Origin of the sequence: Bradyrhizobium sp. CSA207 (assembly GCF_029051685.1) — a bacterium.
Classification (GTDB): Bacteria; Pseudomonadota; Alphaproteobacteria; order Rhizobiales; family Xanthobacteraceae; genus Bradyrhizobium.
In genome coordinates this window covers 36,076-58,553 of record NZ_JAACFT010000033.1, presented here as the reverse complement: position 1 = coordinate 58,553, position 22,478 = coordinate 36,076, and the positions used below count along the sequence as shown (strand labels likewise).

Genomic DNA, 22,478 nt, shown 5'->3' with positions numbered 1-22,478 from the left:
CGGTATGGGTCCCGGCCTGCGCCGGGACGACACCGGGAAGTTGGCTAGCGCCGTGCCGCCAAAGGCGCAGCGCTACTCCGCCGCGTCGCGCATCTCGGCTCGCTCGGCTCTCGCCGCGCAGAACTTGAACTCCGGGATTTTTCCGAACGGATCGAGCGCTGGGTTGGTCAAGAGATTCGCTGCCGCCTCCGCATAGCAGAACGGCATGAAAACCATGTTTTCCGGCACGTCGCGGTCGGAGCGGACCTTGACCTCGACCGCGCCGCGGCGGGTCTCCAGCCGGATGAAATCGCCCGGCGCGAGCTTCTTCTTGCGCATGTCCTTCGGCGACATGAAGGCGACCGCCTCCGGCTCGATCTGGTCGAGCACCTGGGCGCGGCGCGTCATCGAGCCGGTGTGCCAGTGCTCGAGCACGCGGCCGGTCGAGAGCACCATCGGATACTCGGCGTCCGGTACTTCATCCGGCGGGATGACGTGGGCCGGCACGATCTTGCCGCGGCCGCTCGCGGTCGGGAATCCGGTGGTGAAGATGATCTCGTTGCCGGGCTTGTCGGGATCGTCGACCGGATAGGTAACCGCGCCTTCACGCACCAGCCGTTCCCAGGTGATGTTCTTCAGCGACGGCATCAATTCCGCCATCTCGGTGAAGACCTCGCCGGGGCCGGAATAATTCCAGGGCAGGCCCATCCGCTTGCCGATCTCCTGGATGATCCAGAGATCCTGCCGCGCATCGCCGGGCGGCTTGATCACCTGGCGTGCGAGCTGCACGCGGCGATCGGTGTTGGTGAAGGAGCCGTCCTTCTCGGCGAACGCCGAGGCCGGCAGGATGACGTCGGCATGGAACGCGGTCTCGGTGACGAAGAGATCCTGCACCACGAGATGATCGAGCATGGCGAGCGCCTGGCGCGCATGTTGCAGATCGGGGTCGGACATCGCCGGGTTCTCGCCCTCGATATACATGCCCGTGATCTCACCGGCATGAATCGCGTTCATGATCTCGACCACGGTCAGACCGCGGACGGGATCGAGAGTCTGTCCCCACAGCTTTTCGAAGGCCCCACGCAGATCGTCGCGGCCGACCGGCTGATAATCCGGCAGAAACATCGGAATCAGGCCGGCATCGGAAGCGCCCTGCACGTTGTTCTGGCCGCGCAGCGGATGCAGGCCGGTGCCGGGACGGCCGACCTGACCGGTGATCAGCGCCAGCGCAATCAGGCAGCGCGCATTGTCGGTGCCGTGAACATGCTGGCTGATCCCCATGCCCCAGAAGATGATCGAGGATTTGGCCCGCGCATAGGTTCGTGCGACCTCGCGCAGGGTTTGCGCCGGGACGCCGCAGATCGGCTCCATCTTCTCCGGCGTGAAGTCCTTGATCTTCTCCTTGAGCTCTTCGAAGCCCTCGGTATAGCCCGCGATGTACTGGTCGTCGGTCAGGCCTTCGGTGATGATCGTGTTGATCATCGCGTTCAGCATGGCGACATCGGAGCCCGGCTTGAACTGCAGATGCTTGGTCGCGTGGCGCGACAACGTCTGCCGGCGCGGATCCATGACGAAGAGTTTTGCGCCATTCTCCCTCACCGCGTTCTTGATGAAGGTCGCAGCGACCGGGTGGTTTATAGTCGGGTTGGCGCCGATCACGATGATGACCTCGGCGTCCATGGCCGCCGAGAACGGCGCCGACACCGCGCCCGAGCTCAGGCCCTCGAACAGTGCCGCGACCGACGAGGCGTGGCACAGACGGGTGCAGTGATCGACATTGTTGGAGCCGAAGCCGGTGCGCACCAGCTTCTGGAACAGATAGGCCTCTTCGTTCGAGCCCTTGGCCGAGCCGAAACCGGCGAGTGCCTTCACGCCCTTTTCGTCGCGAATCTTGACCAGGCCCTTGGCGGCGATATCAAGCGCCTCCTCCCAGCTCGCCTCGCGGAAATGCGTGAAGGGATTGGCCGGATCGACCTGGTCGTTGGCATCCTTCTTCGCATTGGGCAGCCGCACCAGCGGCTTGGTCAGCCGATGCGGGTGGTGGATGTAGTCGAAGCCGAAGCGGCCCTTGACGCAGAGACGGTTGTGATTGGCGGGGCCGTCGCGGCCCTCTGCGTAAATCACCTTTTCGTCCTTGACCTGATAGGTCACCTGGCAGCCGACGCCGCAGAACGGGCAGAGCGAGTCGACCTTCTTGTCGGCGTAGGTGACGCGGGTCTGCTTGTCGTCGAGCATCACGGCCGGCATCAGGGCGCCGGTCGGGCACGCCTGCACGCATTCGCCGCAGGCGACGCAGGTGGACTCGCCCATGGGATCGTCGAAGTCGAACACGATCTTCGACTCGTGATTGCGATAGGCCATGCCGATGACGTCGTTGACCTGGACCTCGCGGCAGGCGCGCACGCACAGGCCGCACTGGATGCAGGCATCGAGATTGACGCGCATCGCCGGATGGCTGGCGTCGGTCGCCCAGCGCTCGGCGGCGGGGAAGCGGCTCTCGGTGACGCCGGTGGTCTCGGCCCAATGCCAGAATTTGGATTCCGGATCATGCGAGGTCGCGCGCGCCGGCTGGTCGGCGACTAGCAACTCCATCACCATTTTTTGCGCAGCGACCGCGCGGTGGCTTTCGGTCTTCACCTTCATGCCGACCGATGGCGTGCGCTTGCAGGAGGCCGCCAGCACGCGCTCGCCCTCGATCTCGACCATGCAGGCGCGGCAATTGCCGTCGGGACGGTAATCCGGCTCCGGTGAATAGCACAGGTGCGGAATCTCGCGGCCCTGGCGCTTGGCCACCTGCCAGATGGTCTCGCCGGCGCTGGCCTCGACCTGCTTACCATCGAGCTCGAACGTAATTTTGGTCATTCGGCCGCTTCCTTGAACTCGTCAGGGAAATATTTGATCACGGATGAGAGCGGGTTCGACGCCGCCTGTCCGAGCCCGCAGATCGAGGCATCGCGCATCGCCTGGCTCAATTCTTCCAGCAGGGCGCGGTTCCAGACCGGCTTCTGCATCAACAGCGCCGCCTTCTCGGTTCCGACACGGCACGGCGTGCACTGGCCGCAGCTCTCGTCTTCGAAGAACTTCATCAGGTTCAACGCCGCCGCCTTCACGCTGTCGTGCTGCGACAAGATCACGATCGCAGCCGAGCCGATGAAGCAGCCGTATTTTTCCAGCGTGCCGAAATCGAGCGGGATGTCGTCCATCGACGCCGGCAAGATGCCGCCGGACGCGCCGCCCGGTAAGTAAGCGTAGAACTGATGGCCGTCGGCCATGCCGCCGCAATATTCGTCGATCAACTCCCGCACGGTGATGCCGGCGGGCGCGAGCTTCATGCCGGGAGTCTTGACTCGTCCGGAGACCGAGAAGCTGCGCAGGCCATGGCGCTCATGGCGGCCGTTGCCCTTCCACCAGTCGGCGCCCTTCTCGACGATGTCGCGCACCCACCACAGCGTCTCGATGTTGTTAATCAGGGTCGGCAGGCCGAACAGGCCGACCTGGAACGGATAAGGCGGCTTATGCCGCGGCAGGCCCCGCTTGCCCTCGATGCTCTCGAGCAACGAGGATTCCTCGCCGCAGATGTAGGCGCCGGCGCCGCGGCGCATATGAAGGATCGGGCCGCCCGCTGGCAGTTTTGCGATTTCGCGTTCGAGGATGGCGCGCGCCGCCGGATACTCGTCGCGAATGTAGATGTAGACTTCGGACGCCTGCACCACATGCGCCCCGATCAGCATGCCCTCGATGAAGCGGTGCGGGTCGGTTTCGAGATAGACACGGTCCTTGAACGTGCCGGGCTCGCCCTCATCGCCGTTGATCGCCATCAGCCGCGGGCCGGGCTCCCCTAACACCGCGCGCCATTTGCGTCCGGTCGGGAAGCCGGCGCCGCCGAGGCCGCGTAGCGAGGCATCGTCGAGCGCCTTCAGCAAATCGTCGGTCGGCAGCTCGCCCGAGCGCAGGCGATTGAGCAGCTTGTAACCGCCGTCGGCAACATAAGCATCGTAGTCGACATATTTCGGCAAGTGCGCGTGGGTATCGCCGGCCTTCGCCGCCGCCAGCACATTGCCCACAGTCGCATGGTCGACGAAATTGTGTCCCACTTCCGCGGCAGGCGCCGTATCGCAGCGGCCGACGCAGGGCGCGCGCACCACGCGAATGCCGGGGCCGGACGCGCTTTGCAGATCTTCCAGCAGCTTCTCGCCACCGAGCATCGCGCAGGTGAGCGAATCGCAAACGCGGATCGTCAGCGGCGCGATATCCGCCTCGCCTTCCTTCACCACGTCGAAATGCGCATAGAAGGTCGCGGTCTCAAACACCTCGGCGAAGGCGAGCTTCATTTCGTCGGCCAGCGCCGCGAGATGCGCGGCCGAAATCTGGTGATACTTGTCCTGGATCAGGTGGAGATATTCGATCAGCAGATCGCGCCGCCGCGGCCTGTCGCCGAGCAATTGCTCGATTTCATGCGCGGCCGTGGGATCAACCTGCCGCCCCTTGGGGGTGGCCTTGGCTCGCTTTCGTCCCTCGCCTGGATGTTCGAACGAGCGGACCTCGTGCACGTCGTGGCTCATCAATGCGTCTCGTAACTCTCTTTAGAACGGGTCAAAGTCTAACTCTTGGCATACCAGATGCCAAGAGAATTCATACGTTCCAATAAGCGTTTAAGGGGGGCATGCAGCCGCCAGCTCCCATGCCCCCTCACCGATTCGATTGTCGCGCAGTCTCACGTCTTGTTCATGCACTCTTCGATGTAGAACCAGCGGTCGTCGCCTGCGAGGCCCTTGGATTTCACGTCGGCGCGACAGGCCTTGAGCTTGGGCTTGTTGGCTGCCCACTTGGCCTTCATGTCCTTCAGCTTTTGCATGGTGAGCTTGATCTTGCCCGGCGGCTTGGCGTCGGTCGTTGCGGCGGGTGCCGCAGGCGCCGTTGCGGTCTGCGCGGATGCGGAGTGGAGCGAGCCGGCCACGAGCAGTATTGCGGCAAGGCAGACAAAACTACGAACCATTGGACTCCCCCAGCTATTCCTTGTTGCGGTAAGGCGACCGCGGCGCACGAAACGCGCGCCGCGGCGGTGATGTTGCAATCAGAGAATCTTGACCGCGCTCTCCAGGGTCTTCCACACACCCCAAGCCAGTGGAACACCAACGAACGCCCAGAACAGCGCAGCCTTGACGTCGAGGCCACCCGTGCCGATACCAAACGAACCATGCTGGACGCCGGCTTCGGTCTTGGCGCTGGCCGCCTGAAGTCTGGCGACTTCCGCGTTGCTCATGTTCCACTTTGGATCGACCGGCTTGATCAAAGAGTTGCAGATCAGGCCCGCGATCAGCATGGCGCACAGGATGTACATGGTCGTGTTGTAGAGCTGGTCGCGCGGAACGCCCGCCGCGAGCTGGAACTCGCGGATGTAGTTCACCACGACCGGGCCAATGATGCCTGCAGTCGACCACGCCGTCAGCAGCCGGCCGTGAATGGCGCCGACGAACTGGGTGCCGAACATGTCGGCGAGATAGGCCGGCACGGTCGCGAAGCCACCGCCATACATCGACAGGATGATGCCGAAGCCGAGTACGAACAGCAGTTTCGAGCCCATCGCCGCGAAGGTCGGCGCCAGCGCATAGAGCGCGATGCCGAGGATGAAGAACGTGTAGTAGGTGTTCTTGCGACCCATGAGGTCCGACATCGACGCCCAGAAGAACCGGCCGCCGATGTTGAACAATGACAGCAGACCGGCGAAGCCCGCAGCGATTGCAGCGATCGTTGCCTTCTGTTCAACCGAAAGCTGGCCGAAGGTCAGCTCCGGATGCCCGATCAACTTGCCCGCGAAGATCTCCTGGAGCATGGGCGAGGCCATGCCGATCACGCCGATACCCGCCGAAACGTTCAAGCAGAGCACCCACCAGATCAGCCAGAACTGCGGCGTCTTGTGCGCGTTGTTGAGGTGCACATGGTGCTCGGTGATCATCGACTTCTTCTCACTCGGCGGGGTCCAGCCTTCGGGCTGCCAGCCGGCCGGAATCACGCGATAGGCGAAGGCGCCGATCATCATGAAGACGAAGTAGATCACCCCCATCGTGACGAAGGTCTCCCATACGCCGACCGAGGTGGGCGTCTTGAAGTAGTTGATCAAGAGATTGGCTAGAGGCGCCCCAATCATGGCACCGCCGCCAAATCCCATGATGGCCATGCCAGTCGCCATGCCGCGGCGATCCGGAAACCATTTAATCAAGGTCGACACCGGGGAGATGTAGCCGAGTCCAAGTCCCACGCCACCGATCACGCCGGCGCCGAGCCACATGATCCAGAGCTGGTGGACGTAGACACCGAAAGCACCGATCAGAAGACCACCGCCCCAGCAGCAGGCGGCGACGGCGCCCGCCTTGCGCGGACCGGCGCGCTCGAGCCAGCCGCCCCAGATCGCGGCGGAGACGCCGAGCAGGACGAAAAACAGCGTGTACATCCAGCCCAGGCTGGCGACCTTCCAGTCGCAGGTCGTGGTGAACAACTCCTGCCACAGCGACATGTCTGGACACGCTTTGCTCTGCGTGATGCCGATCGCGCGCGACAGCGGCAGCCAGAACACCGAGAACCCATAGGCCATGCCGATGCAGAGATGGATGCACAGCGCCGCCGGCGGCACCAGCCAGCGATTGAAGCCGGCCTTGGCGACCGTGTGCTCGCGATCAAGAATTCCTGCGCCAGCGCCCGAAACTGTCCCAGCGCCTTCAATTGTAGCCATGCATTTCTCCCCTCCAGCCGCCCTTCTGAGCGGCCTGCCACTAGGATCCTGATCCTCAGCCCCTTGCAGTGCAGCCTATGTCCCTGCTGCTCTGCACGATCGTTGAACGCGCCAGGATCATCACGCGCGTTCGAGACGTTAACCCCTTGAGCCAGGGTCTATGCCTGACGTTCAGGCTTCCTTCGATGGCCCGTTTGCTCCCCAGATCGCAGACGCGACTGAACCTCCGCGTCTCGGCGGCGGTAGTCAATTGGGGCAGAACTGATGATCGATGTCGATAGACAAAAGGTAGGTATCAACCGCGTGACCGCTCGCTAAGTGGACGCATCATTGGTTTTCCCTATCGATCAATCGGACTTCTCTATCAGAAACACGATGCGCGCGGCGTTGCGCTCGGTGACCTCCACCTTGTCGCCGGTCTCGCGGATCAAGTTTGGAATGTCGATCACCGACAAGGGATCGGTACAGTGCACTTCGAGCTGATCGCCCGGCTGCAACGGCTTTAAGGCTTTACGCGTCTTCAAGGCGGGCAGCGGGCACTTCAGCCCCGTGAGATCAAGGGTGGTTCTGGTCATGGGCGCAACATGGCGAGCTCAGTCGATGGCGTCAACGCGACCGCTCAGATCAGACCGGCATAGGGCAAGAAACCCACACTCTGCCCCGGCTCGACACCGGTGATGTCCTCACCAAGCTCAACGAGCCCGTCGGTCTCGACCAGCGAGGACAACAGCCCGGCACCTTCGCGCGGAAACTTGACCGCCTCCAACGCGCCATCGTCGCCGCGCCGCAAGGTGGCGCGAACGTATTCGCGCCGGCCCGCCTTCTTCTTGTAGGTGAAGGCCGCGCGCAGCGGCATCGGCGTGAGCGGCTCGGGCAGGCTGCCGGCCAGCGCCAGCACGGTCGGCCGCACCACATGGACGAAAGTGACAAAACTCGCGACAGGATTGCCGGGTAATCCGATCAGCGGCGTGCCGCCGATGATGCCCATCGCCACAGGCCGGCCGGGCTTGATCGCCATCCGCCACAGCACCAGCGAGCCGACGCTCTCGACCGCCGCCTTGACGTGATCCTCCTCGCCGGTCGAGACGCCGCCGGTGGTGAGGATCAGATCATGCGTGCCGGCGACCCGCTTCAGGCCGTCCGCAAGCAAGCTGCGGTTGTCGCGCAAAATGCCGAGGTCGCTGATCTCGCAGCCGAGCCGGCGCAGCATCGCCATCAGCATGAAGCGGTTGGAGTCGAACAACTGCGAGGCGCTGCGCGGCGCGCCGGGCGAGGCCAACTCGTCGCCGGTCGAGAACACCGCGACCCGGATGCGCCTGACGACATCCAGCCTGGTCAGGCCGAACGCGGCGGCAAGCGCGACATGCTGCGGCCGCAGCCGCTGGCCGGCACGCAGCGCAATATGCCCCTCGGGAATATCCTCGCCCGCGGGGCGGACGTTCGCACCGGGCTTCAGCCCGGGCGGCAGCACGATCTTGCCGGCCTCGTCAATGCGGACATCTTCCTGCATGAAGACGGTCTCGGCGCCCGGCGGCATCGGGGCGCCGGTGAAAATGCGCGCGGTGTGGCCGGGCTTGACCGCGACATTTGCAGGGCCTCCGGCCTGGATACGACCGTCGAGCGGAAGCGCCCGTTCCTGGGCTTGCGGAATGTCCGCATCGCGCACGGCATAACCGTCGACGGCGGAGTTGGTGAAAGGCGGCAGCGGCAGGGGCGCTGCGATATCGCGCGCCAGCACGCGCCCGTCGGCATCGACGAGCATCACGGTCTCAAGATCGGTAATCGCGTTGACACGCGTCGTGATCAGGCCAACGGCCTCGTCGACCGACATCATCGGTCCACCGAAGGCAAAGCAATCGTCGGACAATTGCGCCATGTTGCCTCGTCAGCGCATTGCAGCGCTTCTAGCGACCACTTCCTCGACCGGCATCGCCGCGCGCAGCAGCAATGCCGCCGCAGCCGGGATATCATCGAGATGGACGGTCGGCAGCCGGGTTTCAACCGCGATGTCGGTCGCGATTCCGGCAATTCCGGGATCGTTGGGGAACAGCAGCGGCTTGTCGTTCCCCGCACGATGCACCTCGATCTTGCGATGCGGCTCGCGCTTGAAGCCTTCGACCACGACGAGATCGACCGCGGACAACTTGTTCAACAACTCGGGCAGGCGCGGCTCCGCGGCCCCGCGCAACTCATGCATTAGGGCCCAGCGGTGAGCCGAGGACACCAACACCTCAGCCGCGCCCGCCTCGCGATGGCGCCAGGAATCCTTGCCCGGCACGTCGACGTCGAATTGGTGATGCGCATGCTTGATGACGGAGACGCGCAGGCCTTGCGCGTTGAAATGCGGGATCAGCCGCGTCAACAGCGTGGTCTTGCCCGCACCGCTCCAGCCTGCAAGGCCGATGACTTTCATCACTGTTCGATCCTCGCCAACAGCTCGCCAGCCGATGGAACCTCGGACCTCTCCCCGTCATTGCGAGCGCAGCGAAGCAATCCAGAGATATATCCGCGGTGGCAGTCTGGATTGCTTCGCTACGCTCGCAATGACGAGGAGGTGCCATTACGTTCTCTCGCCAGCATGCTTATATCGGCTTGAGCCGAATGTCATGCTAACCTCGCACCCATGATGAAGATGGACAAAGCCCCCGTCCCCCTGATCGTTCCTGATACGGACGACCCGCGCCTCACCCGGAGCGTGACCGGGACCGACCAGGCCGGCGCCAAGGTCGAGATCAAGGTGCCGATGGAGCGACCGCTGACGCTCTACCTGAATGCACAGGAGATCGTCACCATGATGACGATCGGCGACTATCCGGAGTATCTGGCGCTGGGCTACCTGCTCAACCAGAACATGCTGAAATACAATGACGCGGTCAGCGAGGTCGAATACGACGACGACCTCCAGGTCGTGGTGGTGCGCACCGAACATCACACCAATTTCGAAGCCAAGCTGAAGAAGCGCACGCAGACCTCGGGCTGCGCGCAGGGCACCGCCTTCGGCGACCTGCTCGAAGCCGTCGAGAGCGTCGCCCTGCCGCAAGCAGAACTGCGCACCTCCTGGCTGTACCAGATGACGCAGACCATCAACACCATGCCCTCGCTCTATCTCGAAGCCGGCGCAATCCACGGCTGCGTGCTGTGCAAGGAAGGCACGCCGCTGTGCTACACCGAGGACGTCGGCCGCCACAACGCCGTCGACAAGATCGCGGGCTGGATGTACCGCCATGGCGTCGATCCGTCCGACAAGATCCTCTATACTACGGGGCGGCTGACGTCGGAGATGGTGATCAAGACGGTACGGATGGGAATTCCGATTCTGGTGTCGCGCTCCGGCTTCACCGCCTGGGGCGTCGATCTCGCTAGGCAGGTCGGGTTGACGCTGGTCGGACGTGCGCGCGGCAAGCGGTTCATCGTGCTGTCGGGAGAAGAGCGCATCGTCTACGACCAGAACCTCGCTTACGTCGAGGAAGAGTCGGCGAAGCACAAGCGCAAGGGCGAAAGTGGTGACGACTAGGATACCACGCACGCAAGGCGTGCTGCTCGCCGGCGGTCTGGCGCGGCGCATGGGCGGCGGCGACAAGCCGATGCGCACCATCGGTGGCCGCACCATTCTGGACCGCGTGATCGCCCGCCTGACGCCGCAATGCGATGGGCTGATCCTCAATGCCAATGGCGATCCGGCGCGCTTTGCTGCGTTCGGATTGACGGTCGTTCCCGATAATATCCCCGACTTTCCCGGCCCGCTCGCCGGCATACTCGCCGCGCTCGAGTGGACCGTGGCGAACCGGCCGGAGGTGGAGTGGGTGCTCAGCGCCGCTGGCGACTGCCCGTTCCTGCCGCGCGATCTCGTGGCGCGCCTGCATGAGGCACGGGAGCGAGAAAGCGCGCAGCTCGCAGTCGCCGCATCAGGCGACCAGTCGCATCCGGTGATCGGCCTGTGGCGCGTGAACTTGCGCGATCAATTGCGGCACGCGCTGGTGGTCGAGGACCTTCGCAAGATCGACCGCTGGACCGCGCGCTATCCGCTAGCAACCGTGACGTGGCCGACCGAGCCGCTCGATCCGTTCTTCAATGCCAATACGGTCGAGGACATTGCCGAAGCCGAGCGGCTGGCGGCGCTGGATGAAAAGCGCCCAGCTTGAACCGCCGCGTCGTTCGTCTAGAGCATGATCCGGAAAAATGGGCAGCGGTTTTCCGAAAAAGATCATGCTCAAACAAAAACCTAAAGCGCAATGACGATTCATCCCAATCTCATCGCGCTTTACGCCGGCCGAAATCCGGCTCGCTCCAGCGCCGCGCGGGCCTGGTCCGAGCCGAGTGCGTCGAGGAAAGCCTGCACAGCCGGACGCTGCTTGCGCGCCGTGACCAGCGCAAAATCATAGTGCTCTTCGGCGAGCGGAGTGAAACCGAGGCCGGAGGCATGGGCGACCGGCGCAATGCTCATGCCCCAATCCGCGCGGTGCTGCGCGACGGCTGCCGCTACGGCGTTGTGCGAGCGCGGCTGGTTCCAGTAGCCTTCCGGGCGCGCGCCGCCGAGCAGACGGTCGATCAGAATGCGCGTGCCGGCGCCCTGATTGCGGTTGACCATGATGCAGGCGGAGTCAGTGAGCGCAGCGGCGACGGCCTCTTTCGCGGAGAGCCCTTCGAAGCGCTTGTCTCCCTTTCGGAAGACAATGCCCTGCATCCGGCACCAGCCGGGGACGAGTTCGAGTCCCTCGACGAGAAACGGCGTGTTGTAGGTTTCGCTCTTGTCGTCGAACAGATGGATCGGCGCCAGATCGCATTCGCCACGCCGTGCCGCCGCAAGCCCGCCAAGGCTGCCCACCGCGATCGAACGCACGATCAGACCGGCATGCGCAAGCGGCGCGGTGACGAGATCTAGCCCGGTACAGTGGCTGCCGACGATGACGAGATCGGGCACGCGCACATGCGGCGTGAACAGCGTGACCTCGGCCTCGGTCCCGGCCGGCATCTGGTCGGCAAGCGCATCGATCCGCAGAAAGCCGTCAGCCTGCGCAAACGAGGTGATTGCACCAGAACCCTTGCCGGACGGATAGGCGATCAAGCCGTCCTTGCCCTCGACCAGCGAAACCATGACGAACTCGGTGCGGCCAAGTTCGGAGGCAATGCGCACCGGCACGGTCGCGCTCACCTTGGCGTCGGTGCGCGACGGCAGTCCGGCCATCTTGCGCAGCACCGGCACGATCATGTCGTGGAAGGTGAACATCGCCGAGGTCGGGAAGCCCGGCAGGATCACCACCGGCTTGCCATCGCACACCGCCAGGCACAGCGGCTTGCCGGGCTTAAGCGCAACACCATGGGCGATGATGCCGGGCTTGCCGAGCCGGCCGATGATGCGATGGGACAGATCACCTGCACCCTTCGATGTGCCGCCCGAGAGCACCAGCATATCCGCATCGGTCAGCGCACGGCGCATTGCGGATTCCAGCTTCGCTTCATCGTCGGGAATGGCGCCGAGGAAGGTCGCCTCGCCTCCGTTCTCGTCGATCGCAGCGGCGACGATTGCGCCATTGGTGTCGTAGATCGCGGCCGGCGGAAGCGGCTGACCGGGCTGAATCAGTTCGTCGCCGGTAGAGATCACGGCCACCCTCGGCTTGCGTGCGACCGTCACCTCGGCGAGACCGCAAGCCGCCAGCATGCCGATTTCGCGCGAGCCGATGATCGTGCCGGCACGCAGCAATGCCTCGCCGCGCGCGATGTCGGACCCTGCGTAGGATACGAATTGCCCCGGCGAGGCCGCGCGGCGGACGTCGATGCCATCCGATCCGGCCGGCTGGGTGTGCTCGACCATGACGACGGCGTCGGCGCCGCGCGGCAGCGGACCGCCGGTGGCGATCGGCGTCGCGGTTCCCGGCGCCACTTGCAGCGCCGGCACGGTCCCACAGTGAATGGTCTCGCCGTTCAGCGCGAGGCGAACGGACGCGCTTTCGCCGGCCGCGGCGAGATCCGCCGAGCGCACGGCAAAGCCATCGACATTGGAACGGTCGAAGGGCGGAACGTCCACCGGCGCAGTGACATCTTCGGCGAGTGCCGCGCCGAGTGCATCGGCAAGCTTGCGCGCTTCGCTTCGCAGCGCCCGCGGGAACAGCGCGGCCTGGAAGCGCGCCAGTGCATCCTCACGTGGTAGAATCTTGAGGAACTGCTCCTGCTCGAATTGCAGTTGAGGATTCATGGACATGTCGGAACCCAATTCATTCCTGCAACAGATAGGCATCGACCGGCGTGCCCGCACCAAATCCCTCGCTGCTGCCGGGAATGAGCAGCCATGCGCCTGCGCGGGCAATTGCCTGTAGCGGCCATTCGCCGACCGCAAGCGGCAGCCAAACGCCCTGCTCTTGCGCCAACAACGCGATTTCGGCGATGCCCACGCCCGATGCAATCTTGCGCGCGAGCGGCAAGGTCAGCGACAGGCGCGGCCGCCGTGCCGACAATCGATCGATCAGCGGAAGGGCAAGCGCGAGCCATGCAGCGAGCGCATGATCCGGCGAGCCGGGCAAGACGACGACGGGAACTTTTCCGAGCCGCCCGACAGCGGCGGTGCGCCCCGGCTGGAGCGCAATGCCATGGGCGATCACATCGCCACGTTGAGCCAGCGCTGTCACGACAGCATCCTGGCGCCCGACGCCGCTGCCGCCGATCGTCAACAGGAGATCGCAGGCTGAATCATCGAGCTCAGCGGCAATCGATGCCGCGTCGCGCGCGCCGGCTTGGTGCACGCTCACATCCAATCCCGCTGCACGCGCGATGCCGGCGATCATATGCGTCGTCGCCGTTGCACCCGGCAGATTGACGATGCGCAGCCGCGGGCGGCGAACGCTCAAGCTATCAACCCGGGCGACCCGCGCGAGTAGCAGCGCGGCCGCGCTGACCGCACATCCCTTTGCAACGACCGGCGTGCCATCGGCGATGTCGCTTCCGGCTCGCCTAACGCCCTGCCCCGGCAATCCCTCCGCCAACACCTGCGCAAGCGGACCCGAGACGTCGATCGCATCGGCATCGAGCACGCAATCGCATTGCTCCGGCATCGCGTCACCGGCATCGACCCACACCGGAAGGTTCGCCAGAGGCAGCGGCGAGTACGAAGACGCACCGACGAGATCGTCGGCGCGCAACGCCCAGCCATCCGCGGCCGCGATGTCATAGGGCGGATAGGCCGCGAGCAGCGGCGTGCCCGCTGCGATGCAACCCGCTGCCTCTGCGAGCGGCAGCTCGACCGGCGCGACCGGATCAACGCCGCGCAGCAACGCCGCGAGCGCGGTGTCGAGCGATGTGAGCGATGGCGGCAGGCGCTGGGTCATGCGCCATGATGGACCATGCATCGTGCGGTTTGGCAACCGCTCCCGATGCGGACATCAGCCGCCCGATTTGTCCGCATTGGGAAAGAACAGCTGCTGCCCATCGACCTTGTAGGCGGCGATCACCGCCTGCCCCTCCGGCGAGATCAGCCAGTCGATAAAGGCCTGCCCGAGTTCCTCCTTCACGTTCGGAAACTTCTCCGGATTCACCAGCATCGCGCCGTATTGGTTGAGCAGCCGCTTGTCGCCTTCGACGACGATGTCGAGATCGCCGCGCTCCTTGAAGGAGATCCAGCTGCCGCGATCGGACAGCACATACGCTTTCGCCGCGCGCGCGGCGTCGAGGGCCGCGGCCATGCCCTTCCCGGCCTCGCGATACCAGGCGCCCTTGGCGCCGGCGATGTCGATGCCGGCGACGATCCAGAGCGCAAGCTCCGCCGCATGGGCGCCGGAGCGATCGCCGCGCGTCACGAACGGGGCGCCCTTGGCCTCGATCGCCTTCAGTGCGGTCGCGATGTCCTTGCCCTTCACGCCGGCGGGATCGCTCTTCGGCCCGATCAGCACGTAGTCGTTGTACATCACGTCGAAGCGTTTTGCGCCGAAGCCGTCGGCGACGAATTTCTCCTCCTGCGGACGCGCATGCATCAGCACGACATCGACCTCACCCCTGCGCGCTCCGTCGAGCACCTCGTCGGCGCGCCGTGCAATCACCGTCACCTCGATGCCGGTCTTGTCGCGGAAGATCGGCAGCAGATAGTCGAGCAGGCCTGATTCCTGCGTCGCCGTCGTCGTGGCCAGGACAATCTCGCGGTCCTCCGCGGATGACGCTGCAACGCCAGCGGCAAGGCCGCAGAGGAGCGCAAATGCAGCGTAGAGGCGGCGAAAGGCCATGAGCTGGCTCCCTTTGGATAAGGGGCGATCTTGATGATCGATTGCGCCGCACTCGTGGCGCGTTCGCCCATTGCGCCCCTGCTCGGGAAAGTTCGGCAATGCCGAGCGGCACGCCGATCGCAATGGCGGCAGAGACAGCCGCAAGACCCGCGTCACGCGAGCACTTGGGGATCATTCACCAAGGCGAGAAGCGCGCATGAGGATGTGTTGCAAAGCAGCAAGATGATCGGGCATGGTCCCCGCGGACGAAAATGAACTGCAGAATTCCACCTGCGTCGAACGTCAAAAAAGAAGCAAGAATTTGCATAGGAATGCAGGATGGAATTCCTGACGACCAGCGAAGCCGCCGACTATCTCAGGCTCGGCGAACGCAAGCTGTACGAACTCGTCACCAACGGCGCGATCCCCTGCACCAAGGTGACCGGCAAGTGGCTCTTTCCCCGGCACGAGCTCGACCTCTGGGTGTTGTCGGGACTGGCGCGTCCGGCCGGCATGCTGACGGCCGAGCCGCCGCCGGTCGTGGGCGGCAGCCAGGACGAGTTGCTGGACTGGGGCCTGCGCGAATCCGGCTCCGGGCTGGGGTCGATGAGCGAGGGCAGCGCGCGCGGGCTCGAGCGCCTGCAGCGGGACGAGGTCATGGCCGTGGCGGTGCACTTCCACAGCCTCGATGCCTCCGACAACCTGGCCAGCGATGCCAATGTCGAGGCGCTGCGGGCCGCAACGAACCTGCACGATGCGGTGCTGGTCGCCTTCGTGCGCCGCGAGCAGGGCCTCGTGCTGCCGCCGGGCAATCCCAAGCGGCTGCGCGGCCTGTCCGACGTGCTCGCGCTCGGTGCCAGGATGGCGATGCGACAACAAGGCACAGGCGCGCAGATGTTGCTCGACGTGCTGGTCAAGCGCGCCGGCGCCACGATGCGGGATTTGCGCCGGGTCGAGACGCCGTCGCTGACCAGTCCGGATCTGGCCGAAGTGATCCGCGCCGGCCAGGCCGATTGCGGAGTGGCGACGCGGGCGGCGGCGCGCTCCGCCGGCCTCGATTTCGTGCCGCTGGTCTGGGAAAACTTCGATCTTGCGATGCGGCAGCGCAGCTATTTCCGCCCCGCCATGCAGGCCCTGATCCGATTCCTCGGCGAAAGACGGCTGCAGCAGCGGGCCGACGAGCTGACCGGCTACGATCCCTCGCCGGCCGGACAAATCCGCTTTTCGGCCTGACGTTGACGCCCGCCCCCAAATAGTTGCAAAAGAAACCAATTCAGCCGGGCCGTACCCGGAAAAAAGCAACACCGGCCAACGCGCCGGATCAGCGGAGGACAAGCGTGAATCCAGTCAGATTTGGACTGCCGGTTGCGGCCGCGCTCGCGGCGGTGCTCGTATCGGGTGCGGCCTCGGCGCAGGTTTCCGACAATGCCGTCAAGATCGGCGTGCTCACCGACATGAACGGTCCGGCCTCGGCGGCGACCGGCCCGGGGTCGGTGACGGCGGCGCAGATGGCGATCGACGATTTCGGCGGCACCGTGCTTGGCAAGCCGATCAGCATCGTCACCGGCGACCATCAGCTCAAGGCCGACGTCGGCGGCGCCATCGCGCGGCGCTGGTTCGATGTCGACCAGGTCGATCTGATCGTCGACGTGCCGGTCTCCGCGGTGGGGCTTGCGGTGCAGAACGTCGCCACCGAGAAGAAGCGCCTGTTCATCACCCACTCCACCGGCACCGCCGATTTCCACGGCAAGTTCTGCACGCCCTATGCGATCCAGTGGGTATTCGACACCCGCGCGCTCGCGGTCGGTACTGCGGATGCCGTGGTCAAGCGCGGCGGCGACAGCTGGTTCTTCATCACCGACGACTACGCCTTCGGCCATTCGCTGGAGCGCGACGCCTCCAGCGTCGTCACCGCCAACGGCGGCAAGGTGCTGGGCTCGGTACGGCCGCCGCTGGCGACGCCCGATCTGTCCTCCTTCGTGCTGCAGGCGCAGGCCTCCAAGGCCAAGATCATCGGCATCGCCGCCGGCCCCCCGAACAACATGAACGAGATCAAGACCGGCTCGGAGTTCGGTGTCTTCAAGGGCGGCCAGCAGATGGCGGCGCTGCTGGCGCTGATCACCGACATTCACGGCCTCGGTCTGCAGGCAGCCCAAGGCCTGTTGCTGACGACGTCGTTCTACTGGGACATGGACGACAAGACGCGCGAATGGTCGAAGCGCTATTTCGCAAAGATGAACAAGATGCCGACGATGTGGCAGGCCGGCGTCTATTCGAGCGTGACGCACTATCTCAACGCCATCAAGGAAACCGGCACCGACGATCCGCTCAAGGTCGCGGCGAAAATGCGCGAGAAGCCGATCGAGGACTTCTTCGCCCGCAACGGCCGCTTACGCGAGGACAATCTGATGGTGCACGATCTCTGGCTGGTGCAGGTCAAGACGCCGGAAGAGAGCAAATATCCGTGGGACTATTACAAGATCCTCACGACCATCTCCGGCGACAAGGCCTTCGGGCCGCCGGACCCGGCGTGTGCGATGGTGAAGAAGTGACGGCGTAGAGCCGCGCTGACGGTCACCCTCGCCCCTTGTGGGAGAGGGTGGCTCGCAGCGTCAGCGGCGAGCCGGGTGAGGGGTTGTCTCCGCGAGTCCGTCTCTCATTTGAATGCGCGGAGACAACCCCTCATCCGGCGCTTCGCGCCACCTTCTCCCACAGGGGGAGAAGGAAGTAAGCGGGCGTCGCGTCCTATTTCATCACGCCGATCTCGCGGAAGTATTTTGCGACGCCGGGATGAATCAGCTCCGGCTTTGGCGCGGCGGCAACCGTGTTCGCGGCCGTGGTCTCGCAGGCCTGCGCCAGCTTCTTGCAGAACGCCGGCTCGATGCCGTGCAGCGTTTTCGCGAGGCGATAAGCGATGTCATCCGGCAGGTCCTCGCGCGTCAGCACAAAGCTCCAGGAGCCGAGCGAGGCGATCGGCTCGGACTGGTTCGGATAGCTGCCCGCCGGCACGGTCAGCGGTTTCAGGAACGAATGCTTGGCGCGGATGCGCGCGATCTCCTCGGCACTTGGCGCGATGAAGCGCGCGCCTGACGCGCTCGATGCGACCGCGGCAAAGCCGGGCCAGCCGATGCCGGCGCCCCACAGCGCCGCGGCGCGGCCGTCCTCGACCATCGCGGGGCCATCGCCGGCGCGATCGAGATAGATCGCCTTGAAGTCCTCGTCCTGCTTCAAGCCGAGCCCGTCGAGCACATAGCGCGCCAGGATCGGCAAGCCGGAGCCCTTGGCGCCGAACGCGACGGGCTGGCCGACGAGATCGCGGATCGTCCTGTAGGGACTATCCGCCCGCACCACGAACATTCCGGGATTGGAATAGATCGCGGTGAGGATCTTCAGGCGCACCGGCGCGCGGCCGATGCCGGCAAAAGCCTCGTAGGCCGGCTCGCCCGCGACCAGCGCGAGATCGAGCTCGCCCTTCTCCAGCAGCGGAATGTTCTCGTTGCTGCCCTTGGTATTGCGCGGCGCGATTGTCAGCGACGAATCGGCCGCGTTCATCACCTCCGCAAAGGCATTGCCATAGAGCGGGAAGCCGCCGCCGGGCGTGGCAGTCCCGAGACTGATCGTCGAAATGGCCTTGTCTCCGGTTTGGGCCACAGCGGGGCTCGCGAGCAGCGCCGCGGCGAGAAGGATGGATGATGCGAGTTTCATGATGTGTCCCGGCCGCTCCGCGTCAACATCGACTTGAGGCGATGTAGGCAGCGGGCGGTTTTTATGAAAGCATGCGGCCCAACGACAATAAAGCAATGGGAGACGTCATGTTGCGAATTTTGCGGTGCGCCGTTGTTGGGCTTGCGTTGATGTCAGGCTTGTTCGGCGCGGCGCCTGCCGCCTCCGCCGCCGACTACCCGAGCCGCCCCGTGCACTGGCTGATCGGCTTTTCCGCCGGCGGCCCGGTCGACATCGTGTCGCGCATCATGGCGCAGTGGCTGTCGGAACGTCTCGGCCAGCAATTCATCGTCGAGAACCGCACCGGCTCCGGCGGCAACATCGCGGCCGCGGCGGCGATCAGCTCGCCGCCGGACGGCTACACGCTGCTGTTCGTCGCGCCCAACAACGCGATCTCGACCTCGCTCTACAAGAAGCTGCCGTTCGACTTTTTGCGCGACACCGTCCCTGTCGCCAGCATCATGCAGCTCACCAACATGCTGGTCGTCTCCAACGTGTTTCCGGCCAAGACGGTCCAGGAGTTCATCGACTACTGCAAGGCCAATCCCGGCAAGATCTCCTTTGCCTCATCCGGCAACGGCACTTCGGTGCACATGTCGGCGGAGCTGTTCAAGGTGATGACCAAGTGCGACATGGTGCACGTGCCCTATCGCGGCTCGGCGATCGCCTTCCCCGACATCATCTCCAACAAGGTGCAGCTGATCTTCGACAACCTTCCTTCCGCGCTGGAGCAGGCGAAAGGCGGCACTGTCCGGGCGCTCGGCGTCACCTCGCCGCAGCGCTGGCCGATCGTCCCCGACGTGCCCGCGATCGCCGAGACCGTGCCGGGATTCGAATCGGTCGGCTTCTACGGCATCTCCGCGCCGAAGGGCACGCCGCCCGAAGTGGTCGAGATCCTCAACAAGGCCGTCAACGAGGCGCTGAAGGACCCGAAGCTGGTGGCACGCCTCGCCGAGACCGGCGGCATCCCGAAGCCGATGACGCCGGCCGAGTTCGGCAAGCTGGTCACCGACGAGACCGAGAAGTGGCGCAAGGTGGTGGAGTTCGCAGGGGTGTCGGTCGACTAGCGCCAGCCCGCCGCGGGGCTCTGCCGGCGGCACATCGGGGGGCCGGTGGCCCCCTCGAATCAAAAGCGCGAAAACAACCCCATGCACAGTAGAAAAGGCGCGCGATCACAGCGGGTTACAGAAGCGAAAAACAAGCCCCTCAGGGGCATTTGACCCGTCGGGCAAAACACCGGCATAATGCTATCATCATCCATCCAGTAATCGACCGACGCGCAGCGCTTGGACTGCGCGAGGCGGGCGTTCCCGCCTCGGGGCCGGCATTGCGCCCTCGCCTCCGGCCTTGTAAACGAACCGCGCACCGTTGCCGGCCGCACATCCGCGGCCGTCTCGCGGCGGGGCCTGTAGCTCAATGGTTAGAGCCGGCCGCTCATAACGGTCTGGTTGCAGGTTCGAGTCCTGCCGGGCCCACCAGCAAATCGACGATGGCTTAGTCGGTGTTATTTCATTGCCCCGCTGAGCTACCGCACCAGAAATGCTCTGCTTCGTCACTGATTGTCGTAGTTCAGTGCCCGGCAAGGTAACGCTCCTGGTTCGATCTGACTATGGTCTCTACCATTCCATCGTAGAATCGGTGGCCTTGTCGCGTGAAACGGCCTGCCCCCAATTCGCATCGGCGTCCGGTCGAGCGCCACGAGCTCGGCGGCGACCAAGGATTGTTCTGTGCCGGGAGTGCGGCATGAGAGCGCACGGACGCGCGCTTCGATTGCGGTTATAATCTCGAACTGCCCGGTATCCCGCCCAAGCGCCTGCAAAAGCAAGCGCTGTCACGTGGAACGACATCCGTGAGACGGGTCGGACCGATTGATCGTTTCCGTGCGGCTTTGCCGCTCGTCGTCGGTCGCCCGCCTCTGTCGCGATTTGACACGCTCCTGCCGAGCGCACTCCTGTCGTTCGACGTCGTCGGCAGACGGCGCAAAGGCGGCTGGATAAACATCGGAACGATGCGCCGACGCTCCCGGGGAGGGAATAGGTCCAGCGCCGCTCCGAGTGTTTCATATCAGACGCTGGGCTACCGATGGCGGTGCAACCCAAGCATCGGAGGCACCCATGTACACGATTTATGAGGGGCACGACGATCTGACAGCGGTCTCCCTTTTCTCTGCCCTTGGCTTGGTGCTTTCGCTGGCGGTCATACCCATGATGCCGGCGGAGGCCATGAGCTGGGCAATTGCGCAGCTGGAAGTGACGGGACATTGACGGAGGAGGTTCGATGGCCGCCGCGGTGCCAGCATCGGAGGTATCATGACGTCATCAGCAACGATCTCGACGGCGCATCCTGGCGCGCAAGCCCAAGCGGGCTACCGCTGGATGCAGCTCATTCTCGGCGTCATCTGCATGGTCGCCGCCGCGAACATCCAATATGCCTGGACGCTGTTCGTGCCGGAAATCCAGAAAACGTTCGGTTGGCAGCGCGCCGGGATCCAGGTCGCGTTCACGATCTTCGTGCTCGTGCAAACCTGGCTTACGCCATTCGAGGGCTATCTGATCGACCGCTTCGGCCCGCGCATCATCGTGCTCATCGGCGGCTTCTTCACGGGGCTCGCTTGGATCATCGATTCTTACGCCGCCTCGCTCACGGACTACTACATCGCCGCCGCAATCGGGGGCATTGGCGTGGGCTGCGTGTACGCGACCTGCGTCAACAACGCGATCAAATGGTTTCCGGATCGCCGCGGGCTTGCGGTTGGGTTCACTGCGGGAGCCTACGGTGCGGGATCCGCTCTCACCATCATTCCGATCGCCAACATGATCGCCAATGGTGGATTCCAGGCCGCCTTCTTCTGGTACGGCCTGATCCAGGGTATCATTATCATGCTCGCCTCGCTGGCGCTGCGGGCTCCGCAAGCGGGTGAAACGCGACCCTCGACGACCGTTCCGCAAAGCCGACGCGATTACACGTTGCTCGAAGCCGCCAAGACGCCTGTCTTCTATGTCTTGTTCGTGATGTTCACGATGACGGTGACCGGCGGCCTCATGGCAGTCGCGCAGCTCGGGCCGATGTCGCAGGATCTTGGCGTGAAGGATCTCAGGGTCGATCTGTACTTCTTCGCCCTCGCCGCGCTGCCCTTCGCGCTCCTGCTTGATCGCATCATGAACGGGATTTCGCGGCCGCTGTTCGGTGTCATCTCCGATTATATCGGGCGCGAGAACACGATGTTCGTTGCCTTCTCATTGGAAGGGCTCGGCATTACCGCGCTCGCCACGTTCGGCGGCAATCCATGGGCTTTCGTTTTCCTGAGCGGCGTCGTCTTCCTGGCCTGGGGTGAGGTCTATAGCCTGTTCAGCGCTACATCGGGAGATGCCTTCGGGACGAAGAATATCGGAAGCATCTACGGCGTGCTGTATTGCTCGAAAGGCGTCGCCGCTCTGCTCGTCCCGATCGGCAATCTCATCACGGAAGCGACCGGCACCTGGTCCACCGTTCTTTACACGGTATCTGCGATGGACATTCTGGCAGCATTGTGCGCGATGGTGCTGCTCAAGCCGGTGCTGCGGCGCCACCTCGCGAATGCTTGACGCTAGGATCGGATCGCTCCCTCCGGCATCGTCTGCGGCGAGGTGGCAATCCAGATGCTAGGATTACGGTGACAGTGCACTCAATGACCATCGTCGCTTTCGGTCGAAGGCTCGGCAATTAAGTGCACTGTCACCGTAATACCCGCACTCGCAGCATTCGAGCAATCTAGGCCGTGAAACTATAAATCTGCGGGGCGACCGGCTTGCCAAAGTCGGCTAGGGATTACGGTGACAGTGCATTCAATGATACCAGCCGCTTTCGCGGATTCGAAGACC

General features: G+C 64.4%; 18 protein-coding genes and 1 tRNA gene. 8 read left to right on the top strand and 11 right to left on the bottom strand.

Annotated elements, in window-relative coordinates:
• Positions 1–72 precede the first annotated feature (72 nt).
• The 7 genes from fdhF to mobB form a co-directional block, all read right to left on the bottom strand.
• Positions 73–2,841, bottom strand: coding sequence for a formate dehydrogenase subunit alpha (fdhF, locus tag GWG65_RS30855; protein ID WP_275199246.1), 2,769 nt, complete (start codon positions 2,839–2,841; stop codon positions 73–75).
• Positions 2,838–4,541: an NADH-ubiquinone oxidoreductase-F iron-sulfur binding region domain-containing protein gene (locus tag GWG65_RS30850; RefSeq protein ID WP_275199245.1), complete on the bottom strand. Its 1,704-nt coding sequence runs from the start codon at positions 4,539–4,541 to the stop codon at positions 2,838–2,840. Before GWG65_RS30850 ends, fdhF begins: the two co-directional genes overlap by 4 nt.
• A gap of 152 nt (positions 4,542–4,693) precedes the next feature.
• Complete coding sequence (locus tag GWG65_RS30845; RefSeq protein WP_275199244.1) at positions 4,694–4,975, bottom strand: hypothetical protein; 282 nt, start codon at positions 4,973–4,975, stop codon at positions 4,694–4,696.
• A gap of 78 nt (positions 4,976–5,053) precedes the next feature.
• On the bottom strand, positions 5,054–6,709 hold the full coding sequence (locus GWG65_RS30840) for an OFA family MFS transporter (protein WP_275199243.1): 1,656 nt from the start codon (positions 6,707–6,709) through the stop codon (positions 5,054–5,056).
• A gap of 347 nt (positions 6,710–7,056) precedes the next feature.
• Positions 7,057–7,284 carry a sulfurtransferase TusA family protein gene (locus GWG65_RS30835; RefSeq protein ID WP_148740516.1) on the bottom strand — a complete coding sequence of 76 codons (228 nt, stop codon included), beginning with the start codon at positions 7,282–7,284 and terminating at the stop codon, positions 7,057–7,059.
• A gap of 44 nt (positions 7,285–7,328) precedes the next feature.
• Positions 7,329–8,585, bottom strand: coding sequence for a gephyrin-like molybdotransferase Glp (gene glp, locus GWG65_RS30830; protein WP_275199242.1), 1,257 nt, complete (start codon positions 8,583–8,585; stop codon positions 7,329–7,331).
• A 9-nt stretch (positions 8,586–8,594) separates the two neighbouring features.
• A complete protein-coding gene (mobB, locus tag GWG65_RS30825) occupies positions 8,595–9,122 on the bottom strand; it encodes a molybdopterin-guanine dinucleotide biosynthesis protein B (RefSeq protein ID WP_275199288.1) in 528 nt (175 codons plus the stop codon).
• Positions 9,123–9,332: 210 nt separating this feature from the next.
• Between mobB and fdhD the strand changes: the two genes are divergently transcribed.
• Positions 9,333–10,223 (top strand): formate dehydrogenase accessory sulfurtransferase FdhD, encoded by an 891-nt coding sequence (gene fdhD / locus GWG65_RS30820; protein WP_275199241.1) that lies wholly within the window; start codon positions 9,333–9,335, stop codon positions 10,221–10,223.
• Positions 10,210–10,851, top strand: a complete 642-nt coding sequence (gene mobA, locus GWG65_RS30815) for a molybdenum cofactor guanylyltransferase MobA (RefSeq protein ID WP_275199240.1) — start codon at positions 10,210–10,212, stop codon at positions 10,849–10,851. The genes fdhD and mobA overlap by 14 nt, the downstream gene beginning before the upstream one ends.
• 119 nt (positions 10,852–10,970) lie before the next feature.
• On the opposite strand, the gene GWG65_RS30810 is transcribed toward mobA, so the two are convergent.
• Genes GWG65_RS30810 through GWG65_RS30800 form a run of 3 tightly spaced genes read right to left on the bottom strand, consistent with a single transcriptional unit; the run spans position 10,971 to position 14,916 of the window.
• Entirely contained in the window at positions 10,971–12,908 is a 1,938-nt protein-coding gene (locus tag GWG65_RS30810) for a molybdopterin biosynthesis protein (protein ID WP_275199239.1), read from the bottom strand.
• A gap of 13 nt (positions 12,909–12,921) precedes the next feature.
• Positions 12,922–14,028 (bottom strand): molybdopterin-binding protein, encoded by a 1,107-nt coding sequence (locus tag GWG65_RS30805; RefSeq protein WP_275199238.1) that lies wholly within the window; start codon positions 14,026–14,028, stop codon positions 12,922–12,924.
• A 54-nt stretch (positions 14,029–14,082) separates the two neighbouring features.
• The gene (locus tag GWG65_RS30800) at positions 14,083–14,916 is read right to left on the bottom strand and encodes a substrate-binding domain-containing protein (protein WP_275199237.1); all 834 of its coding nucleotides are present in this window, start codon (positions 14,914–14,916) and stop codon (positions 14,083–14,085) included.
• Between the two features lie 318 nt (positions 14,917–15,234).
• On the opposite strand from GWG65_RS30800, the gene GWG65_RS30795 reads away from it, so the two are divergent.
• Both GWG65_RS30795 and GWG65_RS30790 read left to right on the top strand, forming a co-directional pair.
• Positions 15,235–16,128 (top strand): helix-turn-helix transcriptional regulator, encoded by an 894-nt coding sequence (locus GWG65_RS30795; protein WP_275199236.1) that lies wholly within the window; start codon positions 15,235–15,237, stop codon positions 16,126–16,128.
• A 104-nt stretch (positions 16,129–16,232) separates the two neighbouring features.
• Positions 16,233–17,447 (top strand): ABC transporter substrate-binding protein, encoded by a 1,215-nt coding sequence (locus GWG65_RS30790; protein ID WP_275199234.1) that lies wholly within the window; start codon positions 16,233–16,235, stop codon positions 17,445–17,447.
• Between the two features lie 193 nt (positions 17,448–17,640).
• On the opposite strand, the gene GWG65_RS30785 is transcribed toward GWG65_RS30790, so the two are convergent.
• On the bottom strand, positions 17,641–18,600 hold the full coding sequence (locus tag GWG65_RS30785) for a TAXI family TRAP transporter solute-binding subunit (RefSeq protein ID WP_275199233.1): 960 nt from the start codon (positions 18,598–18,600) through the stop codon (positions 17,641–17,643).
• Positions 18,601–18,707: 107 nt separating this feature from the next.
• Here GWG65_RS30785 and GWG65_RS30780 point away from each other — a divergent pair, with 107 nt between their 5' ends.
• The 4 genes from GWG65_RS30780 to oxlT all read left to right on the top strand — a co-directional run bounded on the left by GWG65_RS30780 (position 18,708) and on the right by oxlT (position 22,202).
• Positions 18,708–19,685 (top strand): tripartite tricarboxylate transporter substrate binding protein, encoded by a 978-nt coding sequence (locus GWG65_RS30780; RefSeq protein ID WP_275199232.1) that lies wholly within the window; start codon positions 18,708–18,710, stop codon positions 19,683–19,685.
• Positions 19,686–20,020: 335 nt separating this feature from the next.
• Positions 20,021–20,096, top strand: a tRNA-Ile gene (locus tag GWG65_RS30775).
• A gap of 636 nt (positions 20,097–20,732) precedes the next feature.
• A complete protein-coding gene (locus GWG65_RS30770; protein WP_187435937.1) occupies positions 20,733–20,882 on the top strand; it encodes a hypothetical protein in 150 nt (49 codons plus the stop codon).
• A gap of 111 nt (positions 20,883–20,993) precedes the next feature.
• Positions 20,994–22,202 carry an oxalate/formate MFS antiporter gene (gene oxlT / locus GWG65_RS30765; protein WP_275199287.1) on the top strand — a complete coding sequence of 403 codons (1,209 nt, stop codon included), beginning with the start codon at positions 20,994–20,996 and terminating at the stop codon, positions 22,200–22,202.
• The last annotated feature ends 276 nt before the right edge of the window (positions 22,203–22,478 follow it).